This is a genomic window from Mucilaginibacter sp. (assembly GCF_036568825.1).
Taxonomy (GTDB): Bacteria; Bacteroidota; Bacteroidia; order Sphingobacteriales; family Sphingobacteriaceae; genus Mucilaginibacter.
The window spans coordinates 1-21,116 of sequence record NZ_DATCRU010000015.1; the positions used below are offsets into that span (position 1 = coordinate 1).

General features: G+C 42.8%; 19 protein-coding genes. 13 read left to right on the forward strand and 6 right to left on the reverse strand.

Annotation, left to right across the window (positions count from 1 at the left end):
* The first annotated feature begins 251 nt into the window (after positions 1-251).
* The 3 genes from VIM89_RS03200 to VIM89_RS03210 all read left to right on the forward strand — a co-directional run bounded on the left by VIM89_RS03200 (position 252) and on the right by VIM89_RS03210 (position 2,627).
* Positions 252-875, forward strand: a complete 624-nt coding sequence (locus VIM89_RS03200; protein WP_488154686.1) for a PspC domain-containing protein — start codon at positions 252-254, stop codon at positions 873-875.
* 19 nt (positions 876-894) lie between these two features.
* Positions 895-1,908, forward strand: a complete 1,014-nt coding sequence (locus tag VIM89_RS03205; RefSeq protein ID WP_488154687.1) for a toast rack family protein — start codon at positions 895-897, stop codon at positions 1,906-1,908.
* A gap of 83 nt (positions 1,909-1,991) precedes the next feature.
* Entirely contained in the window at positions 1,992-2,627 is a 636-nt protein-coding gene (locus VIM89_RS03210) for an RDD family protein (protein ID WP_488154688.1), read from the forward strand.
* A gap of 80 nt (positions 2,628-2,707) precedes the next feature.
* On the opposite strand, the gene VIM89_RS03215 is transcribed toward VIM89_RS03210, so the two are convergent.
* From VIM89_RS03215 to VIM89_RS03230, 4 genes are all read right to left on the reverse strand, one after another.
* Positions 2,708-4,048: a TldD/PmbA family protein gene (locus VIM89_RS03215; protein ID WP_488154689.1), complete on the reverse strand. Its 1,341-nt coding sequence runs from the start codon at positions 4,046-4,048 to the stop codon at positions 2,708-2,710.
* Between the two features lie 6 nt (positions 4,049-4,054).
* Positions 4,055-5,689, reverse strand: a complete 1,635-nt coding sequence (locus VIM89_RS03220) for a TldD/PmbA family protein (protein ID WP_488154690.1) — start codon at positions 5,687-5,689, stop codon at positions 4,055-4,057.
* Between the two features lie 109 nt (positions 5,690-5,798).
* On the reverse strand, positions 5,799-6,428 hold the full coding sequence (locus VIM89_RS03225; protein ID WP_488154691.1) for an RDD family protein: 630 nt from the start codon (positions 6,426-6,428) through the stop codon (positions 5,799-5,801).
* Positions 6,429-6,481: 53 nt separating this feature from the next.
* Positions 6,482-7,108: a DUF4159 domain-containing protein gene (locus VIM89_RS03230; protein WP_488154692.1), complete on the reverse strand. Its 627-nt coding sequence runs from the start codon at positions 7,106-7,108 to the stop codon at positions 6,482-6,484.
* Positions 7,109-7,425: 317 nt separating this feature from the next.
* On the opposite strand from VIM89_RS03230, the gene VIM89_RS03235 reads away from it, so the two are divergent.
* The 10 genes from VIM89_RS03235 (at position 7,426) to VIM89_RS03280 (ending at position 19,662) form a co-directional block, all read left to right on the forward strand.
* On the forward strand, positions 7,426-8,421 hold the full coding sequence (locus VIM89_RS03235; RefSeq protein ID WP_488154693.1) for an AAA family ATPase: 996 nt from the start codon (positions 7,426-7,428) through the stop codon (positions 8,419-8,421).
* Positions 8,422-8,612: 191 nt separating this feature from the next.
* On the forward strand, positions 8,613-9,491 hold the full coding sequence (locus tag VIM89_RS03240; RefSeq protein ID WP_488154694.1) for a DUF58 domain-containing protein: 879 nt from the start codon (positions 8,613-8,615) through the stop codon (positions 9,489-9,491).
* A 113-nt stretch (positions 9,492-9,604) separates the two neighbouring features.
* Positions 9,605-11,086 (forward strand): BatA domain-containing protein, encoded by a 1,482-nt coding sequence (locus VIM89_RS03245; protein ID WP_488154695.1) that lies wholly within the window; start codon positions 9,605-9,607, stop codon positions 11,084-11,086.
* Entirely contained in the window at positions 11,079-13,199 is a 2,121-nt protein-coding gene (locus tag VIM89_RS03250; RefSeq protein WP_488154696.1) for a hypothetical protein, read from the forward strand. The genes VIM89_RS03245 and VIM89_RS03250 overlap by 8 nt, the downstream gene beginning before the upstream one ends.
* Positions 13,196-14,962, forward strand: a complete 1,767-nt coding sequence (locus VIM89_RS03255; protein WP_488154697.1) for a hypothetical protein — start codon at positions 13,196-13,198, stop codon at positions 14,960-14,962. Before VIM89_RS03250 ends, VIM89_RS03255 begins: the two co-directional genes overlap by 4 nt.
* Positions 14,963-14,984: 22 nt before the next feature.
* Positions 14,985-16,625, forward strand: coding sequence for a TldD/PmbA family protein (locus tag VIM89_RS03260; protein ID WP_488154698.1), 1,641 nt, complete (start codon positions 14,985-14,987; stop codon positions 16,623-16,625).
* Between the two features lie 2 nt (positions 16,626-16,627).
* Entirely contained in the window at positions 16,628-17,959 is a 1,332-nt protein-coding gene (locus VIM89_RS03265) for a TldD/PmbA family protein (RefSeq protein WP_488154699.1), read from the forward strand.
* Positions 17,960-18,107: 148 nt separating this feature from the next.
* Positions 18,108-18,290 carry a hypothetical protein gene (locus tag VIM89_RS03270; RefSeq protein WP_488154700.1) on the forward strand — a complete coding sequence of 61 codons (183 nt, stop codon included), beginning with the start codon at positions 18,108-18,110 and terminating at the stop codon, positions 18,288-18,290.
* Positions 18,278-18,577 (forward strand): type II toxin-antitoxin system RelE/ParE family toxin, encoded by a 300-nt coding sequence (locus VIM89_RS03275; protein ID WP_488154701.1) that lies wholly within the window; start codon positions 18,278-18,280, stop codon positions 18,575-18,577. The genes VIM89_RS03270 and VIM89_RS03275 overlap by 13 nt, the downstream gene beginning before the upstream one ends.
* 98 nt (positions 18,578-18,675) lie before the next feature.
* Positions 18,676-19,662 (forward strand): phosphotransferase, encoded by a 987-nt coding sequence (locus tag VIM89_RS03280; RefSeq protein ID WP_488154702.1) that lies wholly within the window; start codon positions 18,676-18,678, stop codon positions 19,660-19,662.
* Positions 19,663-19,695: 33 nt separating this feature from the next.
* On the opposite strand, the gene VIM89_RS03285 is transcribed toward VIM89_RS03280, so the two are convergent.
* Positions 19,696-20,160 (reverse strand): hypothetical protein, encoded by a 465-nt coding sequence (locus VIM89_RS03285; protein WP_488154703.1) that lies wholly within the window; start codon positions 20,158-20,160, stop codon positions 19,696-19,698.
* 9 nt (positions 20,161-20,169) lie between these two features.
* The gene (locus VIM89_RS03290) at positions 20,170-21,006 is read right to left on the reverse strand and encodes a hypothetical protein (RefSeq protein WP_488154704.1); all 837 of its coding nucleotides are present in this window, start codon (positions 21,004-21,006) and stop codon (positions 20,170-20,172) included.
* Between the last annotated feature and the right edge of the window lie 110 nt (positions 21,007-21,116).

Below are 21,116 nucleotides of genomic sequence, written 5' to 3' on the forward strand. Positions count from 1 at the left end.
CGTGGGAAGGAACCACGATACCTAAAGATCAATTTGTATTACCGGAAGACATTGCCTCGGCTATTGTAAATGTTTACAAAATGAGCCCCGGCGCCAATGTGGACGATCTAATAATTAAGCCTGTGGGAGGGCAGATTTAAAAGTAACTAATTACATCAATTATATAAATAGTGGGATTTCTGAGAATTCATTAATTCTGAAAATCCTGATTCAGACAAACAATCATGAAAACCGATTTAAACATAAATAAAATGGACAAGAAACTATATCGCGACGAATACCACAAAAAGATTGCTGGTGTTTGTGCCGGCCTTGCCGAATATTTCAATATAGATGTGGCCATAGTACGTGTAATATTCGTACTGGCGCTTATATTTCACGGAGGCGGCGGTTTAATATATATCATATTCTGGATCGTGCTGCCTAAAAAGCCGCTTTTTATCAATCCGAATGTTGATTACAGGGTACCGCCTCAGAACCCGATGGACAGCGGGAACCAGTTCACAGGTACTTCTTATAGCAACCCGGGGGCATCATTTTCTAACCAACCGTTCCCAAACCAGCCGTTCCCAAATCAACCATACCAGGCTCCCCGCAACAGCACCTCGCTTGTAGCCATTGTCTTCGGGGTGATCCTGATCATCATCGGTGGATCTATTCTCCTGGATGATTTCGATATCCTGCCTTACTGGGATTTTGAAAGACTCTGGCCTATTGTTCTGATCGTGGTGGGATGTGCCATCATGATATCGGGCGAACGCAAGAAACCATGGGAGCAGGCCGACTGGAATAAAACCAATATAGTTGAAGAAAAACCGGCAGAAGATGCTTCTTCTGAAGCAAATCCACCGGCCGATAATACACCTACAGTATAACCTTAAAACATTCAAGATCATGAGAAACGATAAACTGATACCAGGCATGATCCTGGTGATGATCGGCGCTATATTTCTGCTGCATAATTTTGGGTACATCCATTTTCATTGGTACAACCTGATCCACCTGTGGCCTATATTTTTGGTGATCGGCGGTGTAAACCTGGTGTTTGCAAACAACAAATCGGCCTGGGCAACAATTCTTAAAATATCTGTTGTGGTAGCTGGCTTTGCGCTGATTGTATTCGGAAACTTTAACGACAGGTACAACAGGTGGTGGTGGCCGCACTACACCTATCATCACAGCGATAATAATGACGATGGTGATGATAATAACAGCAGCAATGACGACGACGATGACAACGACAGCGACAGCGGAAGATTGGTTAAAACACATGGCAACAGCACCTTTAATACGCCTTACGACCAGGCTATAAAAATTGCTCAGTTAAACATTTCCGGCGGAGCCACCAGCTATACGTTAAATGACACTACCAACCAATTATTCAACGCCGTTACCCAGGAAACCGTAGGTAATTATGATTTGAACCACCATATGGAAGATTCGGTGTACGTGGTTGATTTTAAACTGAGAGACGGTAAAAACGGCTTCAATTTTAATAGCGACGACGATGATCACGGGAACAAGGTGGATATGAGATTGAATCCTAACCCTGTATGGAATGTGAAATTAGATGCCGGTGCAACGGACGTAAACTTCGACCTTTCAAAATTTAAGGTAAGGAGCATTAAACTGAACGGAGGCGCTGGTTCATTCGCCATGAAACTTGGTCAGCCAATTGCTACTACCGATATCAATATTTCAACCGGAGCGGCAAGTGTTAAGTTTACTATCCCGCAAAATGCGGCCTGCCGTATCACTAAATCCTCAGCATTCTCATCAGATGATTTTGAAGGATTTACTAAAAAAGGTAATGGCGACTATGAAACACCAGGTTTTGATGCTGCAAAAAATAAATTCTATATCCACTTCAGCGGCGCAATGTCAGGCTTTGAAGTGAAGAGATATTAATAAGAAGTTGTAATGTTGGAAGGTTGTAATGTTGAAAGGTTAAGCCTTGAAACATTACAACCTTTTCTTTTAATTTTGAACTAATGGAACCTTCCAACTTTACAACTTTTCAACCTTCCAACAAATACTTCCTCGTCATCAAAGGCAAACCCGAAGGCCCTTATAGCATGGAGCAACTAAAAGGCATGTCCATTAAGCCATCTGATTTTCTAAAAACTGCCGACATGGTGGATTACAAGGAGGCGCATGAAATCAACGAACTAAGGGAGTTGTTTCATTTTAGCGAACGGTCAGTAGTACCCCAATACTTTGCCGGATTCGATCAGCGGTGGATGGCTTCGGCGTTGGACTGGGTTTTTGTAGGCGGCGGCTTTATTGTTTTGGCTTTCGTTGCAGCTTATACCATTGACGACAAATCAATCAGGCTGATAGTTGCTCTGAGCATCCTGGCCCTGATACCGTTGATCAAGATCATCTATCACATCGTAATGGAATGCTCACCCAAACAGGCTACCTACGGCAAGCAAATGCTCAAAATAAAGGTTTGTGACCTTGAAGGCCGGCGGATCAGCACAGGAAGATCCATCAGCAGAAACCTGTTCAAGATATTTTCATTGATCACCGTTATAGGCTACCTGCTCAGTTTCTTTAACAAAAAACAACAATGCCTGCACGATATGATGGCGGAGACTTTGGTGATGAAGGATCGGCTTATTTAGTAGCAGTAGCAGTAGCACTAACACTAGCAGTAGCAGTTTTGAGCTTATTAGCTGCCACTGCTACTGCAACTGCCACTTGTTTAGACAGCGTCTGATAACGAAGTAAAGGTAAATTCCTTTATACGCATAGGCGGTATTAAGGAGCTTGAAAATGATTCACCGCTTACAGTTCGTTCCACTTTACCCAGGGCATCTAAATTGTTCAGCATGATTACCGGGCTTTCGTTAAAGCGCATATTTTTAACAGGGAACTTGATCTGTCCATTCTCAATATAAAAAGTACCGTCGCGGGTTAGGCCTGTGTAGAGTAATGTCTGCGGATCAACAGGGCGGATATACCATAAACGGGTTACCAATATCCCTTTCTCAGTTCCTTTTATCAGTTCTTCTAATGATGCATCCCCGCCTTCCATAATAACTGATTGTGGGGATGGCACAGCTTTAACGCCTTTCTTCTGCGCCCAATAGCGGGAATATTGAAGATTCTTAAGCACCCCTTTTTCTATCCAGCTTGTTTTTTCCTGGGGACGGCCATCGCCTGCCCATGTGCTGTTGGGCAATCTTGGATCTTCCGGATCTGAGTAAATATTCACCCTTTCATCCACCAGCTTTTCGCCAAGTTTGGTGCCTCCGCCTGCTTTACTTAAAAAGCTGCGGCCTTCGTCAGCGCTGCGTGCGTCCAGTCCGCCATATAATTGCTCCAGCAAAACTATACCTGCAGCGGGTTCCAATATCACGGTATACTTACCCGGTTCAATGGCTTTTGCATTAACAGAACCCGTAGCTTTTTTAGCAGCCACCTGGGTTAGTTTAAGCGTATCCAAATCGTTATAATCCTCAAAGTCCCTTGTAGCGTAACCAGAGCCCTGGCCATCCTCGGTACGCATGGTAATGGAGAAATTGATATCCGAATAGGTATTATAGGTAAATAACCCATGCGAATTCATGATAGAAGCAAAGCTGCCATTGTTTTGCAGAAAACCCGCTGCGGTAAGCTTATTATCTTTTGCCACTTTAAGGCTTTGCTCCACCATGTCGGTGCGCTGTTTCGGCGTCATGGAATGTGTTTTTTCATCAAACAGCTTTGGATTATCGGGCAGATAGGTTTGCGGTCCCATGAATGAAACAAATTCCGGGTTCTCAGGGGCCAGGTGCGCCAGTTCTTCAGACAATCGCACCGCTTTTTCTATCGACGCATCATCATATTCATTCAAGGTAACTATTCCCAGCCTCTTGCCAAAGGCAGATGAAATGGCCATAGTGGTTTGGCTGATATACCCGCTGGTAGAAACGGCGTTACGGGCATACCGGATATTACCGCCGTCGGAACCATTCAGGTTGATCTCGCATTCATCGGCTTTAGAAAAGCTCAGCGCCTTTTTCATAAGGGCCTGAGCGTCTTCACGACTTATTATAGCCATAATTTCTTAGATTTTTCTTTTTGTGTTGATTACGTTAACTCCCTTAAACAATGCGGTGGACGAGCCATGCGATACGGCGCTCACCTGTTCCGGCTGGCCTTTGCCATCAAAGAATGATCCACCCAAACGATAATCGTTCTTATCACAAACCGCCGCGCATGAATTCCAGAACTCCTGAGTATTGGATTGGTAAGCCACATCGTTCAGCATTCCTACGATCTTCCCATTTTTAATTTCATAATAAAGCTGTCCGCTGAACTGGAAATTATAACGTTGCTGATCAATAGAGAAAGAGCTATCGCCAACGATATAAATGCCTTTTTCTACATTCTTGATCATATCATTAGGTGTCAGAGGAGTTTTCCCTGGTTGTAGCGATACGTTTGGCATACGCTGGAATTGTACATCGCTCCAGTTGTCTGCATAGCAACATCCTTGTGACTCTTTTAGTCCGATGATATGTGCCTGATCACGGATGGCCTGGTAATTTACAAGGATACCGTCTTTAATGATATCCCACTTTTTAGCCTCAACACCTTCATCGTCATAACCTACAGCACCAAGTGAACCCGGCTGCGTTTTATCAGCCACAATATTTACGTTTTTGCTGCCAAAGTTGAACTTGCCCGATTTCCATTTGTCTAAAGTAAGGAAGCTTGTTCCCGCAAAGTTGGCTTCGTAGCCCAGCACACGGTCAAGCTCCGAAGGGTGGCCTACCGACTCATGGATCGTTAACCATAAATGACTTGGATCAAGTACAAGGTCATATTTACCAGCCTCTACGGATTTTGCTTTTAGCTTTTCCGCAGCTTGCGGGGCTGCTGCTTTTGCATCCTCCAGCATATCGTAGCGGTCGCGGTAAAGAGTGGTTACACCATGTATCTTGTCGCTTTCGCGTGGTTCCATATACTCGTAACCCATGCCCCGTGGTGCGCTTAATGACTGCCGTGTTTCGAATTTGCCTGTAGCAGAATCAACTTTGGTAATAGCGAATAACGGCCATATGCGGTGTATATCCTGGTCTATGTATGAACCGTCTGTAGAGGCAAAGTATTTTTGCTCATTCACCAAAAAGATAATAGAGTTCACGTAATTAGCGCCGCCCTTTAATGCCGCATCGTTTACTGATAAAAGCAGGTCGGTCTTTTCTTTGATCGGTACCTCGAAGCCATTTTTCTCGATAGGCGTTTTCCAGCTTACTTCACCATAACCTTTTTGCGGCGCTAACTGTACCGGCTCGGTTTGTAAACGGGAATTTTCCTTGGCTATAGCCACGGCCATTTCAGCAGCTTTCGCAATGCTGTCGTTGTCCAGCCTGTCTGTAGCGGCAAAGCCCCAGCAACCGTTAGCAATTACGCGTATACCCATACCAAATGATTCGGTATCGACAATGTTTTCCACCTTGTCTTCGCGGGTAACTACATATTGATTAAGGTATCTGCCAATGCGCACATCCGTGTAGGTAGCGCCTTTTGACCGGGCAGCATTGAGGGCCACATCGGCCATTTTCTTTTTCAGGGCTGCATCAGCGCCGTTTAATATACCGTGGGGCTGCAGGGGAGAGCCAAAGACCGGTATACGACTGAGCATGGTGGCACCAAACCCCATGCCTGTGAGGTAAAGGAAGTCTTTTCTTTTCAAGTCAGTAATTATTAGATACTAAATATAGAAAGAGACTTTAAGAATACGAAGGGCTAACGAAAATAAAATCAGTGCTTTATCAAAAAATCACCCCATTAGGGTGATGGGCTTATGGTTTCCGGATAACAAAAGTTTTGGCCAGGTGATCGTGCCAGCTCTGCTTGTTTTTATCCCATAAAACGCTGAAGAATCCCATACCGCATACCAGGCTGGATAATATCTTGCCAAAATTTCGTCCCAATGCTGTTCCAAACTCAATTCTTTCGCCTGCCGCACTAACAACTTTAAGTTTGCAAATAATTTTGCCAACGCTCCCCTGTAAACGCGTAGATTCGAATGTGGCATTATAAAAGGCAAGTATAATAACACTAATGAACCGCGCTCCCAGTTCTATATCCCTGCTCGTATCATAATCATTAAACCAATGGTGACCGGTGTAACCTGAAGCAAAGCCAAGCACGGCTCCCACCATGGTCATGAATACGATCAGTATAACGTAATCAATAAGGTAGGCTAACAAGCGCCACCAAAAATTCGCAAGAATTGTGTAACTTGGGTAATAAATGCCCTGAGATTCAAAATAATCTGCAAACTCAAACATGGCAGCCGCGCTTTCCCATTGATTGGTAATGGGTGAAAGCACCAGGTCTTCAGCAGTAATACCGCGATCCATTAATTCGTGATGCGAGAACGGGCCGGTCTGCTGACCGTCTTCGATAAGGTAATAGGTATTTAGCATTTGTGATAATTGTTTCGGAAAGATAGCAATTTACGCGCCAAATAAAAAGGAGGCTACGAGCCTAATGCATATAGAATAATGTTCACCCCAAACTTGGTATTATCCTCTGCAAGAAAGCGTTTATTGCGGTAATCGTAATCCCATTCGCAGCCGTAATCCTTATTGCTATATAGAACAGCTATGCGGCCATTGATCTCAATAGCTTTGAGGTAATCATGCACCAGGTCGTCACCCCAACCATTCAATTCAAAGGAGGTAGTCGGCGGACCTTTGTCAAAGCTGAAAAAAGAATGATATAGTTTATGATTGTTGGGGATCTTTTTCAACGCCGCTGGTCCAAAAATAGCCGTCATCTGCGCCTCGAATGATTTGGCGAAGAGACCATCGATATCATGATTGCAGTCATCTGCAAAAACAAAACCCCCGTTTTGCACATATTTTTTGAAGTTGGCCCGTTCCTGCGCATCAAATTGCACCAGTTTATGCCCGCTGATGTAGGCGAAGGGGTAAGAAAATATATCGTTACTACTAAGCGGTATTACTTTTTCATGCGGATCGAATGGGACAGTTGTATACTCCAATAAAGAGTTAAGGAGGTTGGACGGCATGCGCTGGTCGGTATCCCAGTCGCCCGAGTGATAGCTAAAACGCATGAAAGTAAACTTCGATCCGAACGACATTTTGAAAAATTTAAAAGTAGTACAAAAATTTATGCGAAACTCACTTTTGTTTGAGGAGGCTGTAAAGTTTTGGATACTTTATTTGATTTTTGATAAAAACACATGGTATTTAAGCAAAAGCGTAATATCTTGTGTTGTTGACTCACCCCGAAGGCGCTACGCTGTTCGACCCTCTCTATGGCAAGCCATAAAGAGGGTGAAAAAAGATTTTAAAATCCCCTCTTTACCGCTTGCGGTAGAGAGGGTGGTCGAGCGAAGCAATGACCGGGTGAGTCAAATATGCGATTGTGTATTAAATTAGCATCAAACAAATAAACTTGGAACTAACAGAAAAAGACATAAAAACACTGCTTGCCAAATTGCCACAGCTTAAAGGCGAGATACAAAAGGTAATTGTAGGGCAGGATCATATACTGGATGAATTACTGGTGGCTTTCCTTGCAGGCGGTCATTGCCTGCTGGAAGGCGTACCCGGCCTGGCAAAAACGCTGATCGTGAAGACTATGTCGCAGGCTTTGCATTTGTCATTCAGGCGCATACAATTCACACCCGACCTGATGCCGACTGATATCATCGGTACAGAAGTTTTGGAGGAAGACCACACCACCGGAAAACGTTTTTTTAAGTTTAACAAAGGGCCGTTGTTTGCTAATATTATTTTGGCTGACGAGATCAATCGTACGCCGCCAAAAACACAGTCTGCATTGTTAGAAGCTATGCAAGAATTTGAGGTAACTTACGGAGGCCAAACTTATCCGCTGGACAGGCCTTTCTTCATCCTCGCTACACAAAACCCGATTGAACAGGCCGGTACTTATCCGCTCCCTGAGGCGCAGTTAGACCGTTTCCTTTTATTAGTGAAGATCGGTTATCCTACGGCGGAAGAAGAATTTGAAGTGTTGAACCGTACAACCGGCGCACAAAAAGCAGATGTAAAAGCAGTAATTTCGGCAGAAGAAATTTTGCAGGCACAGGCTTTAGTTCGACAAGTAAACATCAGCGAAGACCTGATAAAATATGTAAGCAGCCTGATACGCGCCACACGGCCTGATACAACCGAAATAGACTATATAAAAGAATGGGTAAGGTGGGGCGCTGGTCCGCGCGCAGGGCAGGCATTGATATTGACTGCAAAAGCAAGGGCGCTGCTAAAAGGCAGGTACTCGGTAATCATGGACGACCTGCAAACTATGGCTGCCCCGGTTTTACGCCACAGGATATTGCTGAATTTTAAAGCCGAAGCCGAAAATATTACGACGGATATGGTAACAGCTGAGCTACTACAAGCGATAGAGCGGGTAAGCCCAATATGAATATCAGCGCGTCATTAATAGTAACTTAAGAGCGTTGTCATGCTGAGGCACTCGAAGCATTGGCGGGTAAGGGCCATACCGCACCGCACTTCGAGTACCTCAGTGTGACACCCAACATAAAATACATTATCGTTCACACAAATGATAATCGAATAAATCCGAAATCGTAATTCCGACTTCCGAAATAAAACATGCAACTCGATCCCAAAGTATTGATGACGATTAAGAATTTGCCTTTGCTGGCGAAAACGGTTGTTGATGGCTTTATGATCGGATTAAATAAAAGCACTGTAAAAGGCCCCGGACTGGAATTCAGCCAATACCGCAGCTATCAACCTGGAGATGACCTGCGCTGGCTCGACTGGAAGATGTATGCGCGGTCCGACCGTTACTATATCCGCGAATCAGAAATCGAGACAAGCATATCTATCCGGTTTTTGATCGACGCCAGTGCGTCCATGAACCACAAGGATAGCAATGGTATTAAAAAGATCGACTATGCACGTTACCTTGCAGCATCTTTGGCTCATTTAGCCAGTTCACAAGGGGATTCGGTCGGACTATATACTTTAAGTAATGGACAATTATTTTCGCTCGCGTCCAAAGCTGATCCACAGCACCTGCAACGATTGTTTTATCAATTAGATCAGGTGCAGCCTGCCGGGAAGTTTACACAGCCTGTTCATTACAAAGAATTATTTACCGGATCAGGGCGGAAAGAGTTGCTGGTCGTCATCACTGATATGTACCAGGCTGATGGCGAGATTAATCAGCTGTTGGATTCGTTATCGGCACTAAAACACGAGATCATTGTTTTTCACCTGATGGGGCAAAATGAGCTCGATTTTAACTTTGAAAACTACGGTGCTTTGGAGGATTTGGAAACAGGCGAAACAATTGCCATCAACACCAAACAGGCAACGGATGAATACAAAGAAGCTTTGGAAAAACATCTGTCAGCAATCAGGATGCAACTGCTTGGGAAACGGATTTTTTATCGAATGATCAGCACCAATCAGCCGCTGGATGAAGCATTGAGGGATTTTCTCGTACAACGAAATAAAGGTTAGATTTAAGGTTAAAGGATAAAGGTGAAAGGTATTTCAGAAAATATAGCCGAAACAGTTAATTCACTATTCACAATTGACTATTCACTACTCACCGCTCACCACTCACCAAAAAAATGATTTTCCTCAACCCCATATGGTTTTTTGCATTGGCGGCGATAAGCATCCCCGTAGCAATACACCTGTGGAATATCCGGAAAGGAAAAACATTAAAGGTTGGCAGCATAGCACTTATCACAGCCGCCTCGCAGAAAAAGGCAGTAAGCCGGAGGTTGAGTGACATAGTATTATTGCTGTTTCGTTGCTTGTTGGTGATTCTTGTGGCGTTTATTCTCGCAAAACCTTTATGGAACCGAAATAATGATTCCTCTAAAACCAAAGGTTGGATATTGATCCCTAAGGTCGATGTGAAGGAAGCCTACAATAATTTCAAACCTAAGATCGACTCACTCAATAAAGCAGGTTTTGAATTTCATTATTTTGATAAAGGCCTTACAAAAGAAGACTTCAACAAAGCTTTAGCCGATACTATCCGTTACCAAGATAGAGGTGCTTTGTATTGGACTTTGATAGGGCAACTGAACGGGCGAATCCCATCGTCATTACCCGTCTATGTTTTCACCTCAAATAATGCCACTCATTTTACCGGAGAAAAGCCAAATATCTCACTGAAACTCTTTTGGCAAACATACACACCTACAGATTCTATTAGAAGATGGGTCGAAAAAGTATGGTTGACGAATGATGGGAATGTGGAGATAATAAATGGAGTCAGTCGGCCCAATGGAACGTCATTTGTTAATTACAGACTTGGCTCAAAGAGTGCCAAGCATGATACCGACTTTGCATATAAGAGTAAATCGGACACTATTGCAATTGCTGTAAAAAATCAAATACAACGAGTTTTCATAGATACCTCGACTTGGCGGTTTTCAATTTATACCGATAAAAACAGTCCTGATGCAGGATATTTAAAGGCTGCTTTGCAATCGATCATTCAGTTCACAAAGCATAAGGCTATCGTTAAACAATATGCTGATGCAAGTCAGATACCATCAAAACAAAACTGGTTATTTTGGCTGTCAACAAAGCCGGTTAATCATCAATTGCAATCCGACAACCTGTTTGTTTATGAAAATGGGAAAGTTGGTCACGGCAATTCCTGGATAGAGGTGTCATCTGATAAAAAGATCGAATTATATAAATCGATCAGTGCAAAAGATAAGGGTTTTGCAATTTGGAAAGATGGATTTGGAAACCCTGTTTTGAGTTTAGAAAATCAATCGGGAAAAAACTTATACCATTTTTATAGCCGCTTTGATCCGTCGTGGAGCTATTTGGTTTGGAGCGATGAGTTTCCAAAAATGCTGCTAAAGCTTGTCGTTGACCCTTTAACGGAACCAGATACAAAGAATGATAAACGAATTCTGAGTGATCAGCAGATAATGCCTGTTATAAATAACGAACATACAATTTCGACCGAAAAAGTAATTAACCACACCGATTTGTCGCGATATATATGGTTGCTGTTAGCGGTGATATTTTTTGGAGAACGATGGCTGGCACATCGCAGTAAATTAGTAATCAAGAATGGCTGAGCAGGGAAGAAATAAAGTCGACCGGTTAAGGCAGCGGTACATCATATACCAGTTGCTGGCTGATGCTTTTTTTGCCGCCGCCCTGGCCGCTTTGATCTGGAGCTTTGCCTACACGCTTTATAGTCTCTCGTGGATTTGGGGTGTGCTGATCTTCCTGGCGATATACAGCTTCAGTTTGTTGCTGAGCCGGTGGTGGGAGATGGGAGTAAAACCGATCACAACTTTTCTCAACCTTAAATATCCCGATTTGGAAGAAAGCAGTGAATTGGTATTAAAGGAATCGTCAGACTTAAACCTGCTGGAGAAAATGCAATTATCACATGTCGAAAGAATTTTGGAGGCTGTCCCATTGACTCAAAAACAGTTCGCGTACCGGCTGCGCTTAGGCATTTTATTCTTCCTGGTAATGCCAATTTTCTGTTGGGAGATAACCTGGCTGCACAACGACTGGCGTATTGAGCGGCTTAAACAAACTGCCTCTTTAACCGGATCATCAAAAAATAATATCGTCGAAAAGGTATTGCCGCAGGTAAGCGCTGTCAGCATAAAAATTTCGCCGCCTGCCTATACGCGCAAAACTACACGCGAACAGGACAGATTTACGATAGAGGCTGAAGAAGGCAGTACAATTACCTGGAGATTAAGTCTTAATGTGCAGGGTAAGCAAGTTGCACTGATCTTTAATAATGGAGATAAATTATCTCTAAAGAATATTGCCGGAAACGATTACGATGGACAAAAGCAGGTCAGTAAATCCGGGTTTTACCAGGTAAGCATCGATGGCAAATTGTCCGATCTTTACCAGCTACAGACTATTAAAGATAATCCACCGGTCATCCATATCAAATCGCCACAGCAATACACCTATATTGATGCAGGAGAAGCGCCGCGCGTAACCATCAATGCTACCCTGGATGATGATTACGGCATCAGCAATGCCTTTATCTATACAACGGTAGCCAAAGGCAGCGGCGAAGTGGTAAAGTTTAAAGAGCAAAGGATCGATTTCGGGATTTCATTTAATAGGCAAAACCCCCATTACGATCTGCAAAAAACGATCAATCTTCCATCGCTTAACATGCAGCCTGGCGATGAACTTTATTTTTATGTTCAGGCGCAGGATAATCACAATCAGCAGAGCCGGAGCGATGTATATATCGTCTCATTACAGGATACTGCGCAACTGCTGAGCATGGATGGGCTAATCAGCGGCGTTAATGTAAAACCCGAATTTTTCAGAAGCGAGCGGCAGATCATCCTTGACTCAGAAAAGCTATTGCGCGACAGAGATAGCATCAGCAAAGAAGCATTTAATACGCGGAGTAACGAATTAGGCAACGATCAGAAGTTATTGCGCCTGCGTTATGGCAAATTTTTAGGTGAAGAGGCGGAATCGGATATTAACCCCAAAGAAGAACAGGAAGATGCGGTATCCGATCCGAAAAATTTTGGTAATGCGGCTGTGGTACTGGATAAATATTCCGACAAACACGATAACGCCGAAGACGCCCAGTTTTTTGACCCGGCTATAAAAGCGCAATTGAAAGCTACACTCACCGAGATGTGGAAAGCCGAACTGCAATTGCGTTTGTATAAACCGGAAGCAGCGTTACCATTTGAATATAAAGCGTTGCGGTTACTGAAAGACTTGCAGCAAAAATCACGTGTCTATGTGGCAAAAACGGCTTACAATCCTGCTTCTCTAAAAATGGAGAAACGCTTAACCGGTGATCTGAGCAAAATCATCCAACCTACGGATCATCAAACAATAAAATTAGGCGACGATGAGTATGTCGCTTTAAAAAATGCCGTTGGCGTTTTAGAATCTTTGCGATATGAAAAGATCAGTAGTAATGCTGATATCCATACGCTGCAACTGGCTAATCAGCAGTTGAGCGAAAAAGCATCGGCACAGCCGGAGCTTTACCTGCCTGCCGTTAGTGCTTTGCGCAAAATTATTTCTACCGGGAAAGCAAAAAGCAGCGACATCAGTACAGTTGAAAAAGCCATACAACGAATATTACCTGCGGGCAAGCTGCTTCCGTCTGCGCCGCAAAATGCTGCCGATATGGGCCTGTCTTCCGGATACTATAAAAACCTGGGCAACAAATGAGCTGGACAATTATCGTTTTAATCATTTGTTGCATACTGGCCGCTTTTGCAGTTTGGAAGGAAGCTAGTCGACCCAAAAAGGCTAAACTGGCTCTGCGAATCATCGCGTCAATATTGGCGGTTGTTGCATTAGCTTGTATTATATTACCAATAAACTACAGTAAAGAGGTTTCTATTGCTGACGATCATTCAGCCATCTTACTTACTCCGGGTTTTAATCCTGATAGTCTGAACAATTATAAAAACGATCAGCTATTTACAACATACAAGTCAGTTCAGAAAGCCTGTCCGCAGGCAAAACTGATCCGGTTAGATGAGCTTAAAGCAGATAGTCCGGGGTTTAGCAAAGTGCATGTGTTTGGATATGGATTGAACGAGAGTGAATTAAATCAGTTAAAGCATTTGCCTGTAGTATTTCATCCGGCATCGTTTCCCGGTGGCATTACTAATATTAGTTGGAATCAAAAGCTCAGAACAGGAGAAAACCTGGTAGTACAGGGCAGGTATAACAACAGCTCAAAATCAATAAAATTGATTCTTAGGGGATTAAGCACACAATTAGATACTGCCATAATTCCGGCTAAAAGCAATAAAGAGTTTGAACTGACCGCTATCCCAAAAAGTGAAGGTAGGGCGGTTTATCACCTATTAGCGATTGCAGGCCGAGATACACTTGAAAATGAAAACCTACCGGTTGAGATCAATCCTGTTCAACCTTTAAAAGTTTTGATACTATCTGCGTCCCCCGATTTTGAAACCAAATTTTTAAAAAACTGGCTGGCTGAAAATGGCTATGAAGTAGCTGTGAGGTCAACCATCAGCAAAGATAAATTCAGCAGCGAATATGCGAATATGCGACCGGTTAAGCTTGAGCATTTAAATTCTGAATTATTGGAGCAATTTGATGTGGTAATCGGCGATTTGTCGGTATTGAAAACTGAGGGAACTTTAAAATCAGAAGTGACACAAAAAGGCGTAGGCGTTATCATCCGGGCCGATAGTTTATCAAAAGGTTCATCATGGCTGCAAACGAATTTTCCGCTTGAGAAATTGGCGGTTAAAAATCCATCGCCTCTTGCTTTAAATATCCGTGGAGAAAAGAATAAATCAGCCCCACTAAAAACAGATCAGACTTTTATCCGTGAAATGCCATCGACCCAAACATTGGTAAGTGATGCACAGAGCCATAGCTTAGCAAGTTCGTCACTTGCAGGTTCGGGTAGGTTGATATTTACTGCTATCACCAACTCCTACAACTGGATGCTTGCGGGAGATAAGGATGATTATGCCGCATTCTGGTCGTTACTAATTAAAAATGCAGCGCGTAAGACCCCGGTCTCAGAAAATTGGAACGCTCCAAAATTTCCGACAGTGAATGAGCCAATCGATCTGCAACTGCAATCGGCGCAAACACCTGGAAAGATAGTTGCTGATAGTTCCGAAATTGCTCCTGTTCAAAATCCGGATATACCTTTTGAATGGGCGAGTTGCTATTGGCCTGCAACAACAGGCTGGCATAACGTTAAACAAAATAACGGTCGGGTACAGTGGTATTATGTGTATGGAAAGGATGATTGGAAATATGCGAAAATCACTGAAAAGCTGGCTGCAACGCGCTATTATGTTAGCACAAATCCAGCCAACGGCTTTGTAACAAAACAGATACACGAAAAGGTGCGGATTGAGGTGCCGAAAATTTATTTTTATCTGTTGCTATTGGCCTCGTGTGCATACTTGTGGGTCGAGGCGAAAATTATTAACTGAACAAATCATAAGGAGTAATAAATTGAGAAGACGAGATTTTATCTATCTGTCGGGTCTCGGTGCCGGCGCTATGTTGCTGCCCGACCTGAAGGCCTTCGGTAAACCCATCGACGCGCAGCAGTTGCTGGATGACGGTATCGATGTAAAAGCCAAAAAAGAACTGGCCGATGTGGCCCTTAACACCGCCAAATCAAAAGGGGCAATCTACGCCGATATCCGCATTGGCCGCTACCTGAACCAGTTCGTTATCACCCGCGAAAACAAAGTGCTGAATGTGGCCAATACCGAGTCGTTTGGTGTGGGTATCCGCGTTATTGTCAACGGTTGCTGGGGTTTTGCGGCAGGTAATGTGGTGACTAAGGATGGCGTTGCTAAAACCGCCGAAAGGGCAGTGGCAGTTGCCAAGGCTAATGCTAAGGTTGGTGGTGCACCAGTGCAATTAGCTCCGCAAAAAGGCTATGGAGAAGTAAGCTGGAAAACACCGATCGAGAAAAATGCGTTCGAGGTACCTATCAAAGAAAAGGTCGATCTTCTGCTGAATGCCAACTCGATTGCCATGCAGGGAGGAGCCAATTTTGTGAACTCGAACTTATTCATGGTGAACGAACAGAAATATTTTGCTTCTACAGACGGCTCTTATATCGATCAGGATGTTCACCGCATTTACCCTGCTTTTAACGTCACCAAGATCGACTCTTCGCAAGGTAGCTTTGAAACGCGCCGTTCATTAAGCTCACCAGTTGGTATGGGTTATGAGTATTTAACTCCGCTAGATAATGAGAAAGTAACTGGCGTTACTACCCGTTACAAAAAGCGTTATGATATGATCGAAGATATCAAGGCGGCTGCTCAGCAGGCGGGTGATAAAATAAAAGCGAAGTCAGTCGACCCCGGAAAATATGATATGGTACTCGATCCAAGTCACTTGTGGTTGACGATACACGAGTCTATAGGTCACCCAACAGAGCTTGATCGTGTTTTGGGTTACGAAGCCAACTTTGCCGGAACCAGCTTCCTTACACTGGATAAATGGAAATCGGGCAACTTTAACTTCGGCAGCAAGCAGGTAAACATCATTGCTGATAAAACACAGGTTGGCTCATTAGGTGCAGTAGGTTATGATGATGAAGGCGTAAAGTGCAAAAAATGGGATCTGATAAAGGACGGCATCCTGGTTAATTATCAAGCCATCCGTGATCAGGCACATATCATCGGACTAAAAGAATCACAGGGCTGTTGCTACGCACAAAGCTGGCAGGATGTGCAGTTCCAGCGTATGCCTAATGTGTCGCTACAGCCAGGTAAAACACCGCTTAGTGTGGATGATATGATCAAAAATGTAGAGAAAGGCATTTACATCATAGGTGATGGTTCGTTCTCTATCGACCAGCAGCGTTACAATTTTCAGTTTGGCGGGCAGTTATTTTACGAGATAAAAGACGGTAAAATTGCCGGTATGCTGAATGATGTGGCGTACCAGGCCAACACCCGCGAATTCTGGAACTCATGTGCACAGGTTTGTGATGAGAAAGATTACCGTTTAGGCGGAGCTTTTAATGATGGTAAAGGTCAGCCAAGTCAGTCGAGCGCTGTCTCTCACGGTTCATCAACCGCATTGTTTAAGGGAGTTAATGTAATCAATACAAAAAGAAAGATCGGATAGTCATGCCTATATTAAGTAAAGAAGAAGCACAGGCGATATTGAAGAAAGTGCTCAGTTATTCAAAAGCCGACGAATGCGAATTGAGCCTAAATGGCAGCGAAGGAGGCAACATCCGTTATGCATTAAATGCAGTTTCAACTGCCGGCGATATCAGTGTGATGGGTCTGGCGGTAACTTCGGTTTACGGTAAAAAAGCCGGAACCGCAACCATAGATGAATTTGACGATGCTGCTTTGGAGCGTGTGGTACGCCGTTCGGAAGAACTGGCGCAGTTAGCACCACCTAACCCGGAATACATGCCGATGCTCGGCCCGCAGACATTTGCTGAGTCGATCACTTATAACGCCAATACTGCAGCCATAACGCCCGAAAGCCGTGCGGAAATGGTGGCCAAAAGCCTATCGGTGACAAAAGAAGCAAAGCTGACTGCAGCGGGTTTCCTGGAAAATTCGACCGGATTTTATGCGATCATGAATTCTAAAGGTTTATTTGCCTATAACAAAGGCAGCGATGTTACTTTTTCGGTTACTACCCGTAATGAAGAAGGGACGGCATCAGGCTACGCCGCACGTGGTTTTACTGACGTGAGCAAATTGGATACATTTTCGGCGACAAAAGTTGCCGCTGGTAAAGCGACAGGCTCGGTAGGGGCAAAGGCTATTGAGCCCGGAAAATACACTGTGATTTTGGAACCTGTTGCAGCTACTTATATGCTCGAAAACATGTTCCGGTTTGATGCCCGCAGTGCAGAAGAAGGCCGTAGCTTTTTGAGCAAGAAGGGCGGAGGCACCCGTTTGGGTGAGCAATTGATGGATGAAAAAGTAACGATCTATTCTGATCCGTTCAATCCTGAATTGCCTTCAGCAACCTGGGGCGGAGACGGCCTGCCGCGCGAGAAAACTGTTTGGGTCGATAAAGGTGTGATGAAGAATCTTTCGTACTCCCGCTACTGGGCAGATAAGAAAGGGGTTAAACCGTTACCCGGTCCGGCCAATATTATTATGGAAGGCGGCGATGCGACCATCGAAGATATGATCAAAAGTACGGAGAAAGGTATTTTGGTATCGCGGTTATGGTATATCCGAATGGTGGACCCGCAGTCGTTATTGTTGACCGGATTAACCCGCGATGGCCTGTTTTATATCGAAAACGGAAAGATCAAATTCCCGATCAAAAATTTCAGGTTTAATGAGAGCCCGGTGATCATGCTCAACAATGTGGAAGCATTGGGCAAACCCGAAAGAAGCATCAGCGTGGAAAGCTATCGCAGCTACCTGATCCCGTCGATGAAGATCAAGGAGTTTACGTTTACTTCATTGTCAGACGCGGTTTAGGCAGTTGGCAGTTTTGGGTTTGCAGTTTGCAATTGATAAGACTTACGAAGTTTTTAAAACTTCGTAAGTCTTAGTTGGATTGTGGTTTTGGTAAATGTTGACAGAAACAAGTAACTGATATTTCACGTTTTCGTATATTAGCATTAATATGAAAAAGAATACAGTAATTGAAACTCTTGATTCTTTTGGGGACGAGTTTGACGCGGAAAAACTTATCGAGAAACTTTTGTTTGCCGAGAAAGTTGAAAGAGGTTTAAAAGACGTGGAAGAGGGAAAAGTGCTTGATTATGAGGAGGTAAAGAAAAAGTTTACTGATAAGTGGAGCAAATAACAATTATCATTACAGAATCTGCTGATGCTGATTTAGAAGATATAGAAAGTTATATCGCGCAAGATTCTCCAGTAATCGCCCAGAGATTTATAAGCAGGATTTTTGATAAAATAGACCAATTATACCTCTACCCTAAGTCAGGTAAATTTGTTCCCGAAATAAAAGACCAATCAATCAGGGAACTGTTGGTTAACAAATACAGAATTATTTATCAAATAAAGAATAGTTCAACCATCTATATTATCAGGGTTGTACACGGTTCGAGGTTGCTTGATATTGAACTCTGATTTTACCGATTAACAATGTGGATATACCGATATAAGACATACGAAGTTTTCAAAATTTCATAAGTCTTTTTTTATTATTGTAACCTAAAGCCTGCACATTGGAAACCTTCCCCGTAACTAATTCGACCCTTTCCGCAAAACATCTCGCGTCATTTCTGCAGAGTAAGTATAATTTAGACAGCAATGCGTCATGCCGTTTATTAAAAACAGGCATCAATGATTCCTATCTGATTACCAGCAGTGATGTTAAATACATTTTCAGGGTTTACAGTCTCAACTGGCGTTCTGAAAAAGAAATAGGGGAAGAAATCAGGCTGCTCAACCTGTTGAAAGAAAACGACATTCCAGTATCATACCCAATAACCGATACCGCTGGAAATTACATCCATGAATTTGCTGCGCCGGAAGGTAAACGTTATGGTGTTATGTTCTCGTTTGCCAAGGGCGAGAAATTGCTCAATATTCCGACAGATGTGCATTTTAAGATAGGGCAGATCATGGCAAAAATGCATCAGATTACTGCCAATTTGAAATTAGAGCGGGTAAATTATTCGTCCAAAATAATTTTGATCGATTCATTTGAACAACTCAAAAAATTCATTTCTGTTGATACGTCAGAGATGGTCTTTATGTCATCGGCACAAAAATATTTGCTTGATGTGTTGGCTAAGGCAGATACAAGCAAAATAAGAAATGGAGTGGTCCACATGGATATCTGGTTCGACAATCTGAGTATTGATGAGAATAACCAGGTAACTTTATTCGATTTTGATTTTTGCGGTAATGGCTGGCTTTGCTATGATATTGCTTATTACATTTTGCAAATAAACAGCACTGAAAAGGATGAAGATGAGTGCCGTTTAAAAACTGAAGCTTTTTTAAAAGGCTATGAATCGGTCACCCAAATAAGCGACGAGGAAAGACGGCTCTTGCCTGCACTCGGGGTGAGTTTATATTTCTTTTATCTGGGTATCCAATGCCAGCGGTTCGATAACTGGTCGAACACTTTCCTTAACGAGGCTTATTTAAAACGATTCATCAATCTATTGGTGAAGAAATATTTTGAGAAAAATAATTTGGGATGACATCACTGCTACTGCTACTGCAACTGCCACTCCTCACCTCAACTTCGTCATCTCCTCAAAATAAGCTTGTGTAGTATTACATATGTCAATGTCCCTCCCGGCTATCCATCGTAACGAAATGGCAATCTGGGTACCATAATCCGTTTCCTGTTTCAGGTCGATAATCATTTTTGAAAAGTTGCGGCCCAATTGCATGTCGATATTCTTTACGTCGTTCCACCCGATAACAATATTGCGGGTAAAATCGGTTATGCCATCTTCGCTTAGTTCAAGTGCCACCTGGTTTCGTATGGCAGGCAAAAAACGTTTAAGGAAGATGTATATAAATTGAGTCAGAAATATCAGATCGGCAAATAAAATAAGGCTCAAGGGCAAGATAAATCCATTGGCATAAGAATATCTCAGGTTATTAAAAGTGATGATGAAGAAAACCAATGGCAGAACCAAGCCAAACACGGCTGTGTTTTTACTATAAGGATATTGGATGGTTTCCGTCATTAAGCTAATTTACCTTTGTTTAACGAGTTTGTAGATACGCTTGCCTAAGATTAATTCTGATGAGTCGGCATTTGGATAAGTTTCATAAAGACTCAAAGTATCAGCGGTTATTTTGTAGGAGAAAGAGGAATATGTGTTTTTATCTCTGTCGAATCGAATTTCGTCTAAATTATCCATTGGGTCAGAATTTAAATCAAAATTTATCTCGTACGTTGAGTGATTTAAAAAGCCATCGACTTTACCGTCATTTGTAAAAGCAACCTTAGATGAGGAACCAGTTGTATCAGTCATAATATAATTGCCAGCAATCAACCCTTTATTGATGAGGTGACTCAATCCATATCCTAAATCATTTTTAGGCGACTTTATCATTGCCCTAATAAATGTGGTTGAAATGGTTTTCTTTTTCTGCTCATCAAATCTCGAGAAAGTCAAAAGTGTGTCGCCCTTATTAATTGAGTATTCCAGATTGCCACCATTAAATTTTAATGATGAAGGATTTTTCCCTTGTTGAAATTTTAATATTCCTTCACTGCTATCATGGTTCGCCCATCCCAATACAACCGCCAAGCTGTCTTTTTTGATGCTATCAATATCGATATTCATAGCAGTAATATCATTTACTTCATCTGCAGCAGCAAGGACAGATTTCTTTTCAACTACCTTATCAATATAATTCTTCTTAACCCAGTTACCCTGTACAATTGGCTTAAATTTTTTGATTAATTCATTTGTCTGGCCTGCAGTTGGTTCAGTCGTCAACGTGTCTTTTACCGTTTGTCTATTATTACTCCTGCAAGAAAATAGGAAATTAATAAGGATGAATGCGTAAAATATATTCTTCATGTGAAATTGTTAAGGCAGCCCTAAAGTAGGTTTTATTTCTCAATCCTGATCAACCTTCCAATATTTCAAATTCCAACCTTTCAACATCTTTCGTAACTTTGCAAAAAACA